This is a genomic window from Nocardia sp. NPDC006630 (assembly GCF_040611495.1).
Taxonomy (GTDB): domain Bacteria; phylum Actinomycetota; class Actinomycetes; order Mycobacteriales; family Mycobacteriaceae; genus Nocardia.
Window position 1 is genome coordinate 1 of record NZ_JBEXOK010000010.1, and the last position, 17,628, is coordinate 17,628.

Annotated in this window: 19 protein-coding genes; 13 read left to right on the top strand and 6 right to left on the bottom strand. The window is 64.7% G+C overall.

What is annotated here, in order from left to right:
• The first annotated feature begins 250 nt into the window (after positions 1–250).
• From acpM to ABZX86_RS28325, 4 genes are all read left to right on the top strand, one after another.
• A complete protein-coding gene (acpM, locus tag ABZX86_RS28310) occupies positions 251–556 on the top strand; it encodes a meromycolate extension acyl carrier protein AcpM (protein ID WP_355127711.1) in 306 nt (101 codons plus the stop codon).
• A gap of 13 nt (positions 557–569) precedes the next feature.
• Complete coding sequence (locus ABZX86_RS28315; protein WP_355127712.1) at positions 570–1,820, top strand: KasA/KasB family beta-ketoacyl-ACP synthase; 1,251 nt, start codon at positions 570–572, stop codon at positions 1,818–1,820.
• A 24-nt stretch (positions 1,821–1,844) separates the two neighbouring features.
• Positions 1,845–2,426, top strand: a complete 582-nt coding sequence (locus ABZX86_RS28320; protein ID WP_355127713.1) for a TetR/AcrR family transcriptional regulator — start codon at positions 1,845–1,847, stop codon at positions 2,424–2,426.
• Between the two features lie 75 nt (positions 2,427–2,501).
• The gene (locus ABZX86_RS28325; RefSeq protein ID WP_355127714.1) at positions 2,502–4,211 is read left to right on the top strand and encodes an endo-1,4-beta-xylanase; all 1,710 of its coding nucleotides are present in this window, start codon (positions 2,502–2,504) and stop codon (positions 4,209–4,211) included.
• 52 nt (positions 4,212–4,263) lie between these two features.
• Here ABZX86_RS28325 and ABZX86_RS28330 read toward each other — a convergent pair whose 3' ends face one another.
• Entirely contained in the window at positions 4,264–4,935 is a 672-nt protein-coding gene (locus ABZX86_RS28330; RefSeq protein WP_355127715.1) for a hypothetical protein, read from the bottom strand.
• Positions 4,936–5,220: 285 nt separating this feature from the next.
• On the bottom strand, positions 5,221–5,841 hold the full coding sequence (locus tag ABZX86_RS28335; protein WP_355127716.1) for a TetR/AcrR family transcriptional regulator: 621 nt from the start codon (positions 5,839–5,841) through the stop codon (positions 5,221–5,223).
• 149 nt (positions 5,842–5,990) lie between these two features.
• Between ABZX86_RS28335 and ABZX86_RS28340 the strand changes: the two genes are divergently transcribed.
• The 6 genes from ABZX86_RS28340 (at position 5,991) to ABZX86_RS28365 (ending at position 11,865) form a co-directional block, all read left to right on the top strand.
• Positions 5,991–6,905, top strand: coding sequence for an SDR family oxidoreductase (locus tag ABZX86_RS28340; protein ID WP_355127717.1), 915 nt, complete (start codon positions 5,991–5,993; stop codon positions 6,903–6,905).
• Between the two features lie 282 nt (positions 6,906–7,187).
• Positions 7,188–8,831 carry an MFS transporter gene (locus ABZX86_RS28345; protein WP_355128281.1) on the top strand — a complete coding sequence of 548 codons (1,644 nt, stop codon included), beginning with the start codon at positions 7,188–7,190 and terminating at the stop codon, positions 8,829–8,831.
• A gap of 4 nt (positions 8,832–8,835) precedes the next feature.
• Entirely contained in the window at positions 8,836–9,315 is a 480-nt protein-coding gene (locus tag ABZX86_RS28350; protein WP_327139465.1) for a MarR family transcriptional regulator, read from the top strand.
• Positions 9,316–9,468: 153 nt separating this feature from the next.
• Positions 9,469–9,828 (top strand): hypothetical protein, encoded by a 360-nt coding sequence (locus tag ABZX86_RS28355; RefSeq protein WP_355127718.1) that lies wholly within the window; start codon positions 9,469–9,471, stop codon positions 9,826–9,828.
• A 66-nt stretch (positions 9,829–9,894) separates the two neighbouring features.
• Positions 9,895–11,076: an MFS transporter gene (locus ABZX86_RS28360; RefSeq protein WP_355127719.1), complete on the top strand. Its 1,182-nt coding sequence runs from the start codon at positions 9,895–9,897 to the stop codon at positions 11,074–11,076.
• A 192-nt stretch (positions 11,077–11,268) separates the two neighbouring features.
• A complete protein-coding gene (locus ABZX86_RS28365; protein ID WP_355127720.1) occupies positions 11,269–11,865 on the top strand; it encodes a DUF4352 domain-containing protein in 597 nt (198 codons plus the stop codon).
• 81 nt (positions 11,866–11,946) lie between these two features.
• Here ABZX86_RS28365 and ABZX86_RS28370 read toward each other — a convergent pair whose 3' ends face one another.
• Together ABZX86_RS28370 and ABZX86_RS28375 are read right to left on the bottom strand one after the other, a co-directional pair.
• Positions 11,947–12,405, bottom strand: coding sequence for a VOC family protein (locus ABZX86_RS28370; protein WP_355127721.1), 459 nt, complete (start codon positions 12,403–12,405; stop codon positions 11,947–11,949).
• A 109-nt stretch (positions 12,406–12,514) separates the two neighbouring features.
• A complete protein-coding gene (locus tag ABZX86_RS28375) occupies positions 12,515–13,726 on the bottom strand; it encodes a pyridoxal phosphate-dependent aminotransferase (protein ID WP_355127722.1) in 1,212 nt (403 codons plus the stop codon).
• Between the two features lie 93 nt (positions 13,727–13,819).
• On the opposite strand from ABZX86_RS28375, the gene ABZX86_RS28380 reads away from it, so the two are divergent.
• On the top strand, positions 13,820–14,386 hold the full coding sequence (locus tag ABZX86_RS28380) for a helix-turn-helix domain-containing protein (protein ID WP_355127723.1): 567 nt from the start codon (positions 13,820–13,822) through the stop codon (positions 14,384–14,386).
• 22 nt (positions 14,387–14,408) lie between these two features.
• On the opposite strand, the gene ABZX86_RS28385 is transcribed toward ABZX86_RS28380, so the two are convergent.
• Together ABZX86_RS28385 and ABZX86_RS28390 are read right to left on the bottom strand one after the other, a co-directional pair.
• Positions 14,409–14,837 (bottom strand): CBS domain-containing protein, encoded by a 429-nt coding sequence (locus ABZX86_RS28385; RefSeq protein ID WP_297617062.1) that lies wholly within the window; start codon positions 14,835–14,837, stop codon positions 14,409–14,411.
• A gap of 88 nt (positions 14,838–14,925) precedes the next feature.
• Entirely contained in the window at positions 14,926–16,299 is a 1,374-nt protein-coding gene (locus ABZX86_RS28390; protein ID WP_355127724.1) for an NAD(P)/FAD-dependent oxidoreductase, read from the bottom strand.
• Positions 16,300–16,596: 297 nt separating this feature from the next.
• On the opposite strand from ABZX86_RS28390, the gene ABZX86_RS28395 reads away from it, so the two are divergent.
• Both ABZX86_RS28395 and ABZX86_RS28400 read left to right on the top strand, forming a co-directional pair.
• Positions 16,597–16,932: a hypothetical protein gene (locus tag ABZX86_RS28395; RefSeq protein WP_297617196.1), complete on the top strand. Its 336-nt coding sequence runs from the start codon at positions 16,597–16,599 to the stop codon at positions 16,930–16,932.
• Between the two features lie 266 nt (positions 16,933–17,198).
• Positions 17,199–17,579, top strand: coding sequence for an NADH-quinone oxidoreductase subunit A (locus ABZX86_RS28400; protein WP_327139456.1), 381 nt, complete (start codon positions 17,199–17,201; stop codon positions 17,577–17,579).
• Positions 17,580–17,628 lie beyond the last annotated feature (49 nt).

The following is a 17,628-nucleotide window of genomic DNA, read 5'->3' on the forward strand; positions in this document are numbered from 1 at the left end:
GCTCAACGCCTTCGCGATCACCTTCGAAGGCCGGATCCACCCAACCGGAAACTAACCCACACCGAGACCGGATCCACCGTTAATCCGAAACTCCCCGAAGAGGCAGCGGCGGTCTATAAGTTTGGCAGCGGTAGTCGAAGCAAAAGACGTTGAGCGGCAATCGGTTTGAGAGAACCAACCGGTCGCCGGCCATGCGGTGCGCTGAGCAGGTGGACTATCGGTATCCAACGCAACGAGCTAGGGGATATTTATGACAACCACGCAGGAACAGATCGTCGCGGGCATTGCCGAGATCGTCGAGGAAGTGACCGGTATCGAGGCCGCCGAGGTGACGATCGAGAAGTCCTTCGTCGACGACCTGGACATCGATTCGCTGTCGCTGGTGGAGATCGCCGTGCAGCTCGAGGACAAGTACGGCATCAAGATTCCGGACGAGGACCTGACCAGCCTGCGTACCGTCGGTGACGCGGTGGCCTACGTGCAGAAGATGGAGGTCGAGAACTCCGAGCTCGCGGCGGAACTCAAGTCCAAGTTCGAAGAGAGCCACGGCGAATAGCGGGCGGGTCGTCATGACCAACCCCTTCAGCTCGAACGGAAAATTCCCCAGCGTCGTCGTCACCAGCATGGCGGCGACCACCTCTATCGCCAGCGATGTCGATGCGACGTGGAAGGGCCTTCTCAACGGCGAGAGCGGTATCGACACGCTCACCGACGATTTCATCACCGACTACGACCTTCCGGTACACATCGGCGGTCACCTCAAGGTGTCCCCGGACACGCTGCTGAGCCGGGTCGAGATCCGCCGCATGTCCTATGTCGAGCGGCTGGCCACCGTCATGGGGCGCGAGGTCTGGAAGAACGCGGGCAGCCCGGACGTCGACCCGCTGCGGCTGGCCGTCGCCATCGGCACCGGCCTCGGCGGCGCGGATGCCGTTGTCAGCTCGAACGATCGCCTGAAAAGCGAGGGCTACCGCAAGATTTCGCCACTCGCCGTGCAGATGATCATGCCCAACGGTCCGTCGGCCGTGGTCGGTCTGGAACTGAAAGCTCGTGCGGGAGTGATCACTCCGGTGTCCGCGTGCTCCTCGGGTTCGGAGGCCATTGCCACCGCGTGGCGCATGATCGTCATGGGCGACGCGGATATCGCCGTCACCGGTGGCGTCGAGGGCTATATCGATGCGGTGCCGATCGCGGCATTCTCGATGATGCGGGCCATGAGCACCCGCAATCACGATCCGAAGGGCGCTTCCCGGCCCTTCGACAGGGATCGCGACGGCTTCGTCTTCGGCGAAGCGGGTGCGCTCATGGTCATCGAGACCGAGGAGCACGCCAAGGCCCGGGGTGCGACGATCCACGCGCGACTTATGGGTGCGGGCATCACTTCCGACGGATTCCACCTGGTGGCGCCGGATCCGGAGGGCGCCGGGGCAGGCCGGGCGATGACGCGGGCCCTGCAGACCGCCGGTCTGTCGGCCAGGGACATCACGCACGTGAACGCGCACGCCACCGCCACTCCCATCGGTGACACCGCCGAGAAGAACGCGATTCACCGAGCCGGAGTCGGCCACGCCTCGGTGTACGCGCCGAAATCCGCCCTGGGCCACTCGATCGGCGCCGTCGGGGCGCTCGAATCGATCCTCACGGTCCTCAGCATTCGGGACGGCATCGTGCCCCCGACGCTGAATCTGGAGAACCAGGATCCGGAGATCGACCTTGATGTCGTGCACGGCGAGGCTCGCCGTCAGGACATCGAGTACGCGATCAACAACTCGTTCGGTTTCGGTGGGCACAATGTCGCGCTCGCCTTCGGCCGCTACTGAACACATCGAGATCGAGGAAGCTCCATGCCCGCCGGACCGCGCGCCCGACTGATTCTGAACACGATCCTGACGGTCATGGAGCATGGGGTGCACGCCACCGGGCTCACCGAACTGCTCGAACGCAGCGACGCCTCACCGGATTCGCTGTACCAGCACTTTCCGCTGGGTAAAGAGGAGCTGGTGGGAACAGCGGCGAAATCCGTTTCCCGAATGGGCTATTCGCATGTGAGCCGGATGGCGGACGCGCTCGCGACCGCCCCCTCTCTGGAGGGCTGGCTCGACGAACTGTTCGCCTACTGGCGTAATCCCTTGGAGTCCAGCGACTATCGCGTGGGCTCGTTCATGATGGCCGCAGCCCTCTACGGACAGGACCCGGCCGTGCAATCCGCCGCCGGTCAGGCCTTCACCGAATGGACCGCCCGCCTGGCCGACGGCCTCATCGCCGCCGGCATCGACCGCGCCCCCGCCTGCTCGATGGCCGCGCTCCTCCTACTGACCATCGAAGGCGCCATAGTGCAGAGCCGCGCCCTGCAATCGAGCCACCCGTTCGATTGCGCCGGCACCCAACTCGCCATCCTCCTGCGCCACCACCTCACGTCCGGCTGAACCCGCGCAGTCAGGGCGCGGATTGCGTCTGACAACCTCATGATTCCCTCATGCGCGCTGAGGAGAATCTGACCGATGATCGGTGAACGGCAGGGATTTCGAGGTTGTGCGCTGCCCGTCCTGGCGACGGTGGCGATGTTCGCCGTTACCGCATGCGGGGCCGAGGCGCAGGAGCAGAGCACTCCGAGTGATCTGCTGGCCGGACGCGATTGGAGTCATTTCGCCGGAGCGCGCAGGGAATCCGATGGTATTCACATTTCCCCGCTGGGCCGGGCACTCGTCGAACAGGACGGAACTGGCGGGTCGCCGAACCCGCCGGTCAATCTGCGGGGTCCGTTCCTCGAGGTGCGGGGTGACTTCCAGGTAGCTTCCGGGTGGCGGCAGGTCGGGGACCACAGTGCATATCTGTACCTCTACGGCGAAGTTCCGGTCGTCTTCGACGAATGGCGGCAGCAGCGACGCGCGGTGCGCCTCGGCTTGGACGCAGGTTCGCTGCACGTGGCGGTGTGGGACGGCATGAGCGCCGAACCGGTCACCGAACGGACCTTCGAGGTGGCGAAGTTCGGCCCGCATTCGGTCGCACTCGAACACCGGGGCGGCAGGTTGCGGATATCGGCAGACGGCAGCGAGCTCGGCGAGTTGCCGGATTCCGGTGTATTCGCCACCGGCACAGTGTGGTTCGGTGCGGACGCGGCGGCCGGAGGTCCCGGGTGGACATTGTCCGCGCTGTCGGCCCAGGGTCTCGACGGCGGCAAGGTAGAGGTGCGGGACGCTCCGGATCTCGCGCAATCACCCGCACCGCGGGAATCGCTGCGCACTCTGGCGGAGGCTATCCCGCAGCGGCCGCCGCTGCGTATCGGCGCAGCGGTCAGTGCCGGACCACTGTCGACCGATGCCGCCTATCGAAGTATCGCCGCCGGCGAGTTCTCCATGCTGACCACCGAGAACGAACTCAAACCGCAGTTCGTGCATCCGCAACCGGGTGTCTACGACTTCACCGAGGCCGACACCCTGGTGGAATTCGCCGAACGCAACGGCATGTCGGTCCATGGCCATACGCTGGTCTTCGGGGAGGCCAATCCGCGCTGGATGACTCATACGCCGGCGCAGGATCGGCGCCGGGTGATGGAAGACCACATCGCGACCGTTGCGGGCCACTATCGCGGCCGGGTCGCCGAATGGGATGTCGTCAACGAACCCCTGTCGGTCGAGGACAGCGACTACGCGGACGGCAAACCCGGTCTGCGCCAACATCTCTGGATGCAGGCAATGGGTGAGAGCTACATCGGACATGCCTTCCGTGCGGCCCGGGCCGCCGACCCGGCCGCCGAGCTGTACCTCAACGAATTCGGCATCGAGGCGGACGGCAGGCGCTGGGATGCGCTGTACGCCTTGGTGAAACGACTCGTCGCGGACAATGTGCCGATCGACGGCGTCGGCTTCCAGAACCACATCCACGAGTCCGGCGATCACCTCGACCAGTCCGCCCTGCGCCGTCATATCCAGGCCCTGCAAGCCCTCGGCATCGCCTCCCGCATCTCCGAAACCGACATCCACGGCGAGGATTCGGCGGTGCAGGCCGATCAATACGCGGAAAGCCTGCGCGCCTGCCGCGCCGAACCCAGCTGCACCTCCTTCTCCACCTGGGGCATCACCGACCGCTACGGCTCGACCGCCGACCCCGGCGCCTATCCCCCGAGCCCCGGCGACGAACTCCTCTGGACCACCGACCTCCAACCCAAACCTGCCTATGCCGCACTGGCACAAGCTCTCAGCGCCGAGTAGCCAAATGTGCTCATCGGCACCAGATCGCCGCTCGAGGTAACCAGACCTCAGGTCATATCAGCAGGCCGCGAATTCGCTCGGGGATCGCGCTGGGATCGCGCGGATAGGCCTCGAACTCATGCCGGTACTCGGCCACGGTGGGAGCCGGAACCCATTCCGGCGTCTCGCTATTGGAGTACTGGGAACGGTATTGGCCCCCGGGTTTGAATTCGAGCCGCCCGCTGACCCAGGTGCCCGTTCGCGGATCGTATGCGGCCTTTTTGAGCCGGGTCAGAAGCGCGAGCATCGCGTCCGGGGGTTGCAGATTCTGTATCGCGTCTTTGCCGACCGTCACCGATATACCCGCATGGCCTTCGCCGCCCACCATCGAGAACCACACGTACGCGAAGGTCCACTTGCGCGGCAGCACCGGCAGCACGACCTTCAGCACTTCGGCCTCGAGCGTCGCGGCATCGACATCCGTCAGGGAGAAGTCTTCGATAATGGGCTCGATGAGCAGTGTCGAACCATCGAGCTGTTTGATCGCCCCGGGAACATGTGCGAGGACACGGGGATACAGCTCGAACTCGCGCCGATAGTCGTGATGGTCGAGTGGCGGCATGCCCTCGGGGGCGCCGTCGTTGTGAAAGGCGCACGTGAATTCGTCCCCGTCGGTCATGATGTGACCGCTCATCCAGGTCCCGGTGCGCTGGTCATAAGAGACCCGCTTGTGCTCGGCGAGCATCGCCCACAGGGCCTCCGACGGCTCGGAGCGCACCGTCTTCACCAGCCCGTATCTCGTTTCAACCGTCGCATACCGGAATCCGCCGACCGAAAATACCCACAGCTGCGCGGACTTCCACCCCGGTTGCAGCTCCTGGATGAGCCTGGTGACCACAGCCCGTTCGAGTTCGGAACGGTCCTCCCGCGTATTCGGTACAGGCATTGCCTGCCCCTCCCCTGATCGATCGTTTCGAAAACTACCGACATCAAGGTACTGAAGCGTTGCGGGAGTTGGGCTTTGCGCCCCTCAGTCCCGGGTCAGTAGTCCGCGCGCCAGGACCTCGAGCAGCTCGGTGAGGATCGGCACGAACTCCAGGCGGGCGGCGGCCAGTTCGGGGTGCTGCTCGTAAGCGGCGAGCATGGCGGGGGCAGGGTTGCTGTGGCTCCACAGCGCTCCTGCCGAAAGCAGTGCTGCCGCACAGAATTTCATCGCACCGTCGGCGCCGAACTCCGGGACGAGGCGTTCGACCGGAGCGACCAGGCCGGCGGTGGCATCCAGCATCTTGTGCTTGTACCTGGCCGCGACCTCGGCCGAGATATTGCGTTCGAGGATCGCGGCCTGTGCGTTGACGAGATCGCACAGCATCGGCTCCTTCGCCAGCGACGAGACCAGCGCGGCGACCAGCCGATCGCGGCGGGTGCGCAGATCACCGGCGTGATCGGCCAGCAGCGGTGTCACGGCGGCAATCCAGTCGCGGTAGCGCAGGTCGAGCAGTTCCAGCAGGACCGCTTCCCGGGATTCGAAGTAGCGCAGCACATTCGACTTCGCCAGGCACACCCGGCGGGCGAGCTCATTGAGCCCGAGATCGACAACGGGCATCTCGGCGAGCATGTCCGCGGCCGTATCCAGGATTGCCTGTCTGCGCATTTCTCGCTGCTCGTCGCTGCGTGCTCGTTGGAAGTGGACCATGCAGCCGAGTATTTCAGACCATCGGTCTCTTGACAACGGACCACCGGTCTCTTAATGTCGAGACTGCTAAAGACCGACGGTCTTTTATTCCAGACAAGGAGCTCACCATGTATGAAGTCCCTGATCAGACCGGTAAGACCATCGTCATCACCGGGGCCAACAGCGGAACCGGCAAGGAAGCCGCGGCGCGTCTCGCCGCCGCCGGAGCGCAGGTGATCATGGCGGTGCGCACCCCGGAAAAGGGTGAGCAGGCCAAGGCGGAGATCCTGCGTCGGCACCCCGCCGCAAAGCTCGAGGTTCGCCGTATCGACCTGGCCGATCTCGCGTCGGTGCGCGGCTTCGCCGACGATCTGCTCGCCGCGGGCGCACCGTTGGATGTACTGGTCAATAACGCCGGCGTCATGGCTCCGCCGGATCGGCACACCACCGCAGACGGATTCGAGCTGCAGTTCGGCAGCAACTTTCTCGGCCCGTTCGCACTCACCATGTACCTGCTGCCGCTACTGCTTCGCGCCGACAATCCCCGCGTCACGACCATGAGCAGCGGCACCGCCAACTTCGGTCGCATCAATTTCGACGATCTGCAGTGGGAGCGCCGCTACAGCCCGACCCGTTCGTACGCCCAGTCGAAGCTCGCGGACCTGATCCTGTCGGTGCGCCTGGCCGAGATCGCCGGGGAGCGCGGCTGGAACCTGCGCAGCACCGCCGCGCATCCCGGCTACACCCGGACCAATCTGCAAACAGCCGGAGCCGGCATCGGCCGCGACAAGCCCGCACGAGGCCTGCTCGGCAGTCTGCCCATCCTGCCCTCACAGGATGTCGAGCAGGGTGCGGAACCCCTGCTGTACGCGGCCGGTGATCCGTCGGCGCGCAGCGGCGAATACTACGGCCCCACAGGACGATTCGGCCTCGTCGGTCCGTCCGGCCCCGCCAAGATCACCCGCCGGGCACGCGATGAGAAGGTGAGCGCCCGGCTCTGGGATGTCGCGGAGCGCCTCACCGGCACCCACCTGCCCGCATAAGGCTCGATCAACTCCCCATACCGGCTTTCACTGCACGGTCAGCTCACTCCACCGCATATTTCGCCTGGTCAGCAGGGGTGAGGCAGCCCACCATTTCGTTAGTTAGCCTCATGCAACTATATTGGACAAGTTCGTAAGTTGCGTTTTTGGGAGGCTAAGTTGGCTGCGGCACCGACCACCGATCTGGACAAAGATGATGTCCAGACCATTCGCCGGCGCCTTCGCGTCGACCGGGACCATCCGCACTACAAGTGGGTAGCGCTGTCCAACACCACATTGGGCATGCTCATGGTCACCATCAACTCGTCGATCGTGATCATCTCGCTGCCCGCGATCTTCCGCGGCGTCGACCTGAATCCGCTCGAACCCGGCAATGTGAGCTACCTGCTGTGGCTGCTCATGGGCTTCCTGCTGACCTCCGCGGTACTGGTGGTCATGTTCGGGCGGCTCGGCGACATGTTCGGCCGGGTGAAGATCTACAACCTCGGGTTCGTGGTGTTCACCCTCTGTGCGATCGCCCTGTCCTTCGATCCGTTCACGCACGGGGCCGGAGCGCTGTGGCTGATCGGCTGGCGTGTGGTGCAGGGCGTCGGTGGCGCCATGCTGATGGCCAACTCGGCGGCGATCCTCACCGATGCCTTCCCCGCCAACCGTCGCGGTGTGGCGCTGGGCATCAATCAGGTTGCGGCCGTTGCCGGTTCGTTCCTGGGTCTGCTCATCGGCGGCATTCTTTCGGAGTGGGACTGGAAGGCGATCTTCTGGGTCACCATTCCGTTCGGCATCCTCGGCACCGTGTGGTCGTACCGCTCGCTGCACGACACCGGCACCCGCACGCCCGGATCGCTGGACATCCCCGGCACCCTCACCTTCGCGCTGGGCTTGACCGCACTGCTGTCGGGCATCACCTACGGCATTCAGCCGTACGGTGATTCGAAGACCGGCTGGGGCAACCCGTGGGTGCTCGCCGGCGTCTTCGGCGGCATCGCACTGCTGCTGCTGTTCTGCTACATCGAATCCAAGGTCAGCCAGCCGATGTTCCAGCTGTCGCTGTTCCGCAACCGGGCCTTCGGACTCGGCAACCTCGCCGGCCTGATGGCATCGCTGGGACGCGGTGGCATGCAGTTCATGCTCATCATCTGGCTGCAGGGCATCTGGTTGCCGCTGCACGGGTACGACTTCGAATCCACTCCCCTGTGGGCCGGTATCTACATGCTGCCGTTGACCGTCGGATTCCTGGTGGCGGGCCCGGTTTCGGGTTGGCTCAGCGATAAGTACGGCCCCCGGCTGTTCGCGGCCGGCGGCCTGACGCTGGCGGCGGTCACCTTCGTACTGCTGGTGATCATCCCGGTCGACTTCAACTACTGGCTGTTCGGACTGATCATCCTGCTCAACGGCCTCGGCACCGGCATCTTCACCTCGCCGAACACCGCGGAGATCATGGGCGCGGTGCCGGCATCGCAACGTGGCGTCGCCTCCGGCATGCGCGGCACGCTGATGAACGGCGGCATGGCGCTCTCGATCGGTGTGTTCTTCTCGCTCATGATCGTCGGCCTGTCCGGAACCCTTCCGGGCGCAATGAATTCCGGTCTGCAGAGCCAGGGCGTGTCCGCGCAGGTCGCCGGTCAGGTTGCGGATATGCCCCCGGTGGGCAGCCTGTTCGCGACCTTCCTGGGCTACAACCCGTTCAAGGAATTGCTCGGCCCCAGCGGCACTCTCGACAAGCCGGGTGTGAACAGCGATGTCCTCACCGGTCAGGAGTTCTTCCCGCACTTGATCTCCGGCCCGTTCCACTCGGGTCTGATCGTCGTATTCCTGGTCGCCGCATTTATGATGCTGATCGGCGCAGTGGCTTCGTGGTTCGCCGGCAGCGGGAAGGCTGCCGATGAGACCGAGGAACTCATCGAAGCCGACCGCGCGGGAATCTGACCCGATGATCGAGGAGGCCACGCTGCAACAGTCCACGGGTGTCGCCGACCCCGATCAGCTCACGGAGGCGGCCGATCTCTACCACTCGATCGGCCGCCTGCTGCGGCTGCTCCGCACCTCCGGTGACTTGGGTCAGCTCAGCCCCGGCGCCGCCTCGGCCCTGGCTTCGGTCGCGCGCGGCGGGCCGATGCGACTGAGCGATCTGGCGAATGTCGAACGTGTCAGCGCACCGACCATGTCGCGCATGGTCACCGGTTTGGAGAAGGCGGGCTATATCGTCCGCGACGCCGATCCGGAGGATGGCCGTGCCCAACTCCTGAGCGCAACCTCCCGTGCTCACGATCTGGTCACCGGCCTGACCTCCGCCCGTATTCAACGCTTCGCAGCGGCCATGGCGCGCCTCGACGAGCCGCAGCGTGAGGCGCTCAAGGGCTCGCTCGGCTTTCTGATCGACGCGCTCGATCAGGAGACCAACCCTTCCTGAGCAACAGCATTCGGCCTCTCGACAGTGCGTAAACCGCTGTCGAGAGGCCGATGTGCGTGCACCCGAACCCTGCGGAGCGGCGTTGCTCGCATCGTGAACGCGGTACCCTGAAATCCGGCTGTGGTGGCACCAGCCGATGAAGGCAGGCGCGAGATGACCTACAGCGCAGATCGATTGAATGCCATTGCGCGGGACGCGCAGCGCATCGCCGAGGGCGCCTACGCCTCCGAGGAGGCAAGTCGGCTGCGCATCCGGTTTGCCGAGGAGCTGCGGAAACTCTCGGACTACGACTACACCGGTCCGCTGGGCCTGGAATTGATGGACTTCCTGGTCGCCACGCTGCAAATCATCAATACCGCCAGCCGCCGCTCCGGCGCCGCGGGCGCTGACCCATCCCGTCCGCTGCACTCCGGACCTCGCCGCTTCGCACTGAACCCCGAGGACCTCAGAACCATCGAACCTCGCCGGCCGTACAGCAATCCGCACTACCGCGATCGAGGTCCGGACCGCTGAGGCCGGCCCACTATGGTGGCGCAGACCCGCCGGTGATCGGGCGCGCGAGTTGCTGGACTGGACCTTGTGTCCATACTTCTTGCGCCCTCTCCCGCAACCAGATCCGGAAGAATCCGCTGGCTCGGCGTCGTCGCGGTGATGCTGGGGATCTTCTCGATCGTAACCACGGAGATCCTGCCCATCGGGCTGCTGACCTCCATCGGCTCGGACTTCGCCGTCTCCGACGGCATGGCCGGACTGATGATGACCATGCCCGGCCTCCTCGCAGCGATCGCCGCACCCGTGGTCACGGTGGCGGCGGCGCGTATCGATCGCAAGCTGCTGCTGTGCGGTTGCACGCTGCTTCTGCTGGCCGCCAATGTGATTGCCGCACTCGCACCGGAGTTCTGGCTGGTGCTCGCGTCCCGAGTCCTGCTCGGCATCACCATCGGCGGATACTGGTCCATCGCAGCAGGATTGGCGCAGCGACTGGTGCCACCGGCATCGACGGCCCGCGCGACAACGATCATCTTCGCGGCCGTCCCGCTCGGCTCGGTACTCGGCGTTCCAGCAGGCACATTCGTCGGCAATCTCGCGGGCTGGCGCACCGCCTTCGTGGTGCTGGGCATCCTGTCGGCCGCGGTACTGGTACTGCTGATGTGGTCCCTGCCCGCACTCCCCGCACAGCAGGCCCTCGACTGGCCGACATTGCGCGCAGGCCTCGGTGCCCCCGGCACCCGATTCGCCTTGCTCACCACCTTTCTCATCGTCCTCGCACAATTCGGCAGCTACACCTACATCACGCCATTCCTGCAACAGGTCACCGGCGTCGGCAGCGTCACCGCCCTCCTGCTGATCTACGGCATCGCGGGAATCGCCGGAAATGCCCTGGGCGGCAGCATGATTACCAACCACCCTCGCGCCGCACTGATCTCCGCAGCCGCAGCGATGGCAGCCGCCATGCTCTTATTGCCGATACTCGGCCGAGCGGAATTCGGCGCCGCAGCCCTGCTGCTCCTCTGGGGCATCGGCTACGGCGGCATCCCGGTCATCCTGCAGACCTGTTTCGCCCGCGCCGTCCCCGATCACGCCGAAGTCTCCTCCGTCCTCTTCACCGCCTCCTTCCAGGCAACCTTCTCCCTCAGCGCCCTGGCCGGTGGCCTGCTCCTGGACCGCACCTCCCCCTCCACGGTCCTGATCTGCGGGGGCATCACGGCCCTACTGGTCCTGGGAATATGCCTCAGCCGCCGCGCATCAGCTAATAATTAGATGCCAGAGGGTTTCCTACGGGGTAAATGTCCGAATATCTACTCCTGTAAGGCCTTTTAAACACCAAGCAGCCTTCTCGGTAATTCGATCTGCGATCAATTCCGCGAAACTGGTTCATAATTGGCAACATTGATCGATCCATCCGCAAGGGAAGGGTCGGCCCTTGCGCGAACATTGAATTGAAGGTTGCCCATGTCCATTCCGAATCAGCCGGTACCTCCGCCTCCAGGTGGTCCGCCGATGTACGGGCAGGGGTATCCCCCGCCGCCCAGAAAGAAGCGGAAGCTCTGGCCCTGGATTCTGCTCGCTGTGGTCGTGCTGTTCTTCGGTGGGTGCTTCGCCTTGGTCGGCACTGCCGCACACGAGGTTTCGAAGAGCACCGACAAGAGCACGGCGGTGGCGGCGGCAGGCTCGGAAGTGCGAGATGGCAAGTTCGCCTTCGCTGTTACCGCGGTCGACCCGCCCGTCGCGACAGTCGGGGACAATGAGATCCTGCGCAAGACCGCGCAGGGCGAGTATGTCCTCGTACATGTCGCCATCACCAATATCGGCGACAAGGCGCAGAGCTACTTCGGTGAGAATCAGAAGCTGATCGACGATCAGGGCAAGCAGTACAGCAATGACACCTCGGCCGAGCTTGCGGCCAACGGAGACCTCACCGCCGAAATCAATCCGGGCAACAAGATTTCCGTGAGCATCCCGTTCGATGTTCCCAAGGGCACGGTCCCGGCCACCGTCGAGTTTCACGACTCGATGTTCTCGGGCGGTGCACGCGTCGCCCTGAAATAGCCCTGAATAGCTCAGAAATAGGTATCGCATGATTCGGCCGGCCCGGGGTGTTTCCGGGCCGGCCGAATGCGGTGTGCTGGTTCAGGCGTTGTCGTAGGCGTCCTGCAGGGTTTTCAGGTCGATCTTGGACATGGTGCGCAGGGCGACTGAAGCGGCGGCGCTGCGGGCGGGATCGGTGCCGCCCATGAGTTGCGGGAGGCCGGAGGGAACCACCTGCCAGGACAGGCCGTACTTGTCGGTGAGCCAGCCGCAGGGGCCGGGCTTGCCCTCGGCGGTGAAGGCGTCCCAGAGGCGGTCGACCTCTTCCTGGCCGTCGACGACGACCTGAATGGAGGCGGCATCGGTGTGCGGGTGTGCGGGGCCGCCATTGAGCAGAGTCAGGGAGTGACCTGCCAATTCGAGGGAGACGATGAAGGCCGCGCCATCGGGGCCGCGCGAGATATCGGTGATCCGGGAACCGGGGACCAGTGTGGTGTAGAACTCCGCGGCCTCCTCGGCCTGGGTGTCGAACCAGAGGAAGGTGGTGACGGTGGTGCTCATGATGGGCTCCTGACGAGTTGGTGACCTGCTTTCACCTACTGGTCGGAGCCCATCACATCACTTCGACGTATCTCCGGACATTTCTCGAGATATTTTTTCGCGCCGCCCGTCACTGCCGGTAGGTGGCCAGGAAGCGGCCGATGCGTTCGATGATCGCCTCCAGGTCATCGGCGTGCGGCAGCGTCACGATCCGGAAGTGGTCGGGGCGCGGCCAGTTGAAGCCCGTGCCCTGCACGATGTGGATCTTCTCCTGCAGCAGCAGGTCCAGCACGAACTGCTCGTCATTGTGGATCGGGTACATCTCGAGATCGATGCGCGGGAAGGCGTACAGCGCACCCTTGGGCTTCACACACGAGATGCCGGGAATGGCATTGAGGGCCTCCCACGCGCGATCACGCTGCTCGTGCAGCCGCCCGCCGGGCGCGGTGAGATCGAAAATGCTCTGATGCCCGCCGAGCGCCGCCTGAATGGCTTGCTGCGCAGGCACATTCGCGCACAGGCGCAGACCCGCGAGCATGGTCAGGCCTTCGAGATAGTTCTGCGCGTGCTGCGTCGGCCCGGAAACCACCAGCCACCCGGAACGGAATCCGGCGGCCCGATAGGACTTCGACAGCCCGGAGAAGGTCAGGACCAACAGGTCGGGCGCGAGCGAAGCGGTCGCCGTGTGCTTCATGTCGTCGTAGAGGATCTTGTCGTAGATCTCGTCGGAGAACACCACCAGGTTGTGCCGCCGCGCGACCTCGAGCACCTGCCGCACCACCTCGGGCGAGTACACCGCACCGGTGGGATTGTTCGGATTGATGAGCACGATGGCCCGCGTGCGGTCGGTGACCTTGGATTCGATATCGGCCACATCCGGGAACCAGTCGGAGCGCTCATCGCAGATGTAGTGCACGGGCTTACCGCCATTGAGCGCCGTGGCCGCAGTCCAGAGCGGGAAATCCGGTGCGGGAACGAGTACTTCGTCACCGTTCTCCAGCAGCGCCGTCATGGCCATCATGATCAGTTCGGAGACGCCGTTGCCGAGGAAAACCTCTTCGACGTCGACATCCTCGACGCCGAGGGTCTGGTAGTACTGCACAACCGACCGCCGCGCGGACAGCAGACCCTTCGAGGACGAGTACCCGCTCGAGGACGGCAGATTGCGAATCATGTCCTGCAACATGTCCGCAGGTGCTTCGAATCCGAACGTCAGCGGGTTGCCGGTATTGAGCTTGACCACGTGATGGCCCTCGGCCTCGAGCCGGGCCGCGTGCTCGGCCACCGGTCCGCGGATCTCGTACGACACACCCGCCAGCTTGCTCGACTGCTTGACCTGCATGGACGTCCCTTCTGAATGCGGTTGAGCCACACTCTACTTGGAATTTCCAAGTTTGCACTTTGTTTTTCCAAGTTCCAGGTTACAGTGGGAGACGTGTCACGCCGAAGCTACGACCACTACTGCACCGTCAGCCGCGCCCTCGACATTGTCGGCGACCGCTGGAACCTGCTGGTCGTCCGCGAATTGTGTTCCGGCCCGCGCCGATACAGCGATCTGTTCGCCGACCTGCCCGGTATCAGCACCGATGTGCTTGCCGCCCGGCTCAAGGATCTGGAACGCGACGGCATCCTCACCCGCCGCCGCGTCGGCCCCCGCGCCGCGACCGCGGTCTACGAACTCACCGAGGCGGGCACGGCATTACGCCCCGCACTCGACGCGCTCTCGATCTGGGGCACACAGCTGCTCGGCGACCGCCGCGCCACCGACGCCGTCCGCGCACACTGGTTCGCACTCCCGCTCGGACGCGCTGTGGCCGAACTGCTCCCGGCCGGTACCGCCACCGTGCACATCGGTGAGACCACGCTGCATTACGTCATCACTGATGCGGGCATCACCCACCACGACGGCGCCGCCACCGCCCCGGACCTCGAACTCCACCTCGACCTGGCCACCGCCACCGATGTGGCCACCGGCGCACGCACCCTCGCCGATGTCAGCTGACATCGGCGAGAGGCAACGGTTTTCACCCGTGTAGGTACCGAACCAGGTGTTCGCGCTCCTCTTCCAGCTCGGAGATCTGGCTCTTCACCACATCCCCGATGCTGACAATGCCGACCATGCGCCCCTCGCTGAGCACCGGAAGATGCCGGATCCGATGTTCGGTCATCGTGGCATTGAGTGTCTCCACCTGATCCTCGGGTGAGCAGGTATGCACCGCCGCGGTCATGATGTCCGATACCGGTGCATCCAATAGCTCGGCCCCTCTGCTGTGCAGTCGCCGCACAATGTCGCGCTCGGAGGCGATGCCCGACATGAGCACTCCGTCCGGCGACACCACCACCGCGCCGACATTGTGCGCGTTCAGCACTCGCAGTAGTTCACGCACTGTGGCATCGGGTGCAATCGTGACCACACCCGGCCCTTTACGCCGCAGTATCTCCGAAATCCGCATACGTCCACCGCCCATTTGCTCGGATATCGATGCCTCTCAGGATCGCGCGTTTGCGGGCCGGTGAACAGCAACGATTACGGGGCGATACCTAACCGGCAGCGAGTGCATCGAGGGCGGCTTCGATGCCGCGGTGGAAGGTCGGGTAGGCGAAAATCAGCTGGCGCAGCGTACTGGTCGGCACCTCGGCGTGGACAGCGACGCTCAAGGCACTGAGCACCTCGCCGCCCTGCGGTCCCACGGAGGTCGCGCCGACGAGGACGCCGCGGTCGGCATCCTCGATCAGTTTGATGAATCCCTCGTTGCCAGCCTTGTGAATCCAGCCGCGCGTGGTCGTCGGAACATCGACGCTTCCGATGCGCACGGTCAGGCCCGCCGCGCGTGCCTGCGCCTCGGTGAGGCCGACCGCACCGACCTCCGGGTCGGTGAACGTCACGCGCGGGACAGCTCGATACTGCGCGGTTTCGTCGGAGGATCCGAGAATGTCCTGCGCGGCGATGCGGGCCTGGTACATCGACATATGCGTGAAGGCCCCTTGACCGGTCACATCACCGATGGCCCAGACGCCGTCGGCGGCGCGCATGCGCTCATCGACCGGGAGGGTCTTCGCGGTCTCGTCCAGGCCGAGCGCGCCGATTCCCAAGGCCGACAGGTCTGTTCGACGGCCGGTGGCGACCAGCAGCTGCTGCGCGTGCACCGACTGCCCATTGTCCAGTTCGACGGTGAAGTTCGCACCGTCGTGCGCCACGCTTGCCGCGTGCGCACCTGTGCGCACCGTGATGCCTTCGTCCGCAAAGACCTTCGCCAGCAGGTCACCGGCCTCGGGCTCGTCCTGCGGCAGCAACCGGCGCGGCACGATGACGGTCACGTCCGCGCCGAAGCGTGCGAAGAGTTGCGCGAATTCCGCACCCACCGGTCCGCCGCCGAGCACGATCAGCGAGCGCGGGACCTCGGTGGTGGTGACGGCCTCCCGATTGGTCCAGTAGGGCGTGCCCTCGAGACCTGCCAGCGGTGGAACAGCCGGAGCGGTACCCGGGTTGAGCACTATCCGGGTTGTCCGAAAGACCCGCTCTCCCCCATCGGTCGCCACAGTCACCTCACCCGGCGCGGAGATCCGGCCCCACCCGCGCACAAAGGTCCCGCCGGCCTTCTCGAACCGCTCGACCGCGACCGTGTCATCCCAATTATCGGTCGCCTCGTCGCGAATGCGCGCCGCCACCGGCGCCCAATCCGGGGTCACCGTCGCCGACCCCGCCAGCTCATTCACCCGTCGTGCCTCCTGCAGCGCTCCGGCCGCACGCACCATCATCTTGGTGGGAATGCACGCGTAGTACGGACATTCGCCCCCGAGTAACCGCCCCTCCACCCCGACCACCGTCAATCCGGCCTGCGCCAACCGTGTCGCGACGTCCTCACCGCCGGGCCCCATTCCGACCACCACGGCATCCACGACTTCAGCAGGCATTGCTTGTTTCCTTTGCTCGACAGGTCTCTCACCGGACGGAACTACCCAACCAGCATGGCGCGGCATCACCCCGCGTATGCCGATGCGCATCGGCACGTTCCGAAAATTTCACAACTTGCGGCGATTGCTGAATTGTTCCGGATGTCTGGTTCGCCCCGACGCGCGGAGGGATTCGGGCGAACCTGCCACCAGCACCCATAGCTAACCCGTACCATCCGGTGCGTGGTCGATGCCAAGCGTCCCGCCGCGCTGCGGGTTCTCGTCTACAGCAATGATGCCGATACTCGGAGCCAGGTGATGCTGGCTCTGGGCAGACGGCCGCATCCGGATCTGCCGCCCATCGAATATGTCGAAGTGGCTACCGGCGCTGTGGTTTTGGAGCACATGGATGCTCACAAGCTGGACTTGGCGATCCTGGACGGCGAATCCGCGCCGACGGGTGGGCTCGGTCTGGCCAAGCAGCTCAAGGATGAAATCGACAATTGCCCGCCGATTGTGGTGCTCACCGGTCGCCCGGATGATGCCTGGCTGGCGAACTGGTCGCGGGCCGATGCGGCTGTCTCGCATCCGCTGGATCCGATCCGGTTGACCGACGCCGTACTCGGCGTACTGCGGAACCGTTCCGCGGCCTGAGTTCTCCCCTCCCCGCGACCTGGGGATATCTGTGTCACGTGACATTCGCGATTCCGTCGAATCGGTCATGAAAGACCGTTCCGAATTGAATCAAACGGCCTCGCGAAACGTCATGTATCTTGTCGCGTGAGTTGTAGGCTGTGCCCTAGCTCACACGAGCCTGGCTGACGGTATCAATCGCCGCCATGCCCGATCTCCGAAAATCCGGGCCGTCCGGGGCGTCATCGCCCCTGCGCAAGGTTGCAACCAGGAGGGGTAGTGCTGTTGTGAATATCGAGGTGCCGACGCTTGTCCTCGGCGCGGTAGCTGCCGCGTTCGGGGTGTTCTCCGTATTTCTGGCGGCCCTGATCGGCCCCAAACGCAATAACCGGGCCAAGCTCGAACCGTACGAGTGCGGTATCGAGCCGACGCCGCACGCTGTCGGCGGTGGCCCGGGAAACACTGGTGGACAACGCTTTCCGGTGAAGTACTACCTCACCGCCATGCTGTTCATCATTTTCGACATCGAGATCGTGTTCCTTTACCCGTGGGCGGTGCACTTCGATTCGCTCGGCCTGTTCGGGCTGGCGGCGATGGCGCTGTTCGTCTTCAACGTCTCGGTGGCCTATGCCTACGAGTGGAGGCGAGGCGGACTCAGCTGGGACTGAGTGGCGTACAGGGGTTTCCAAACATTGCACCCCGCCCTGTGCGGGGTGT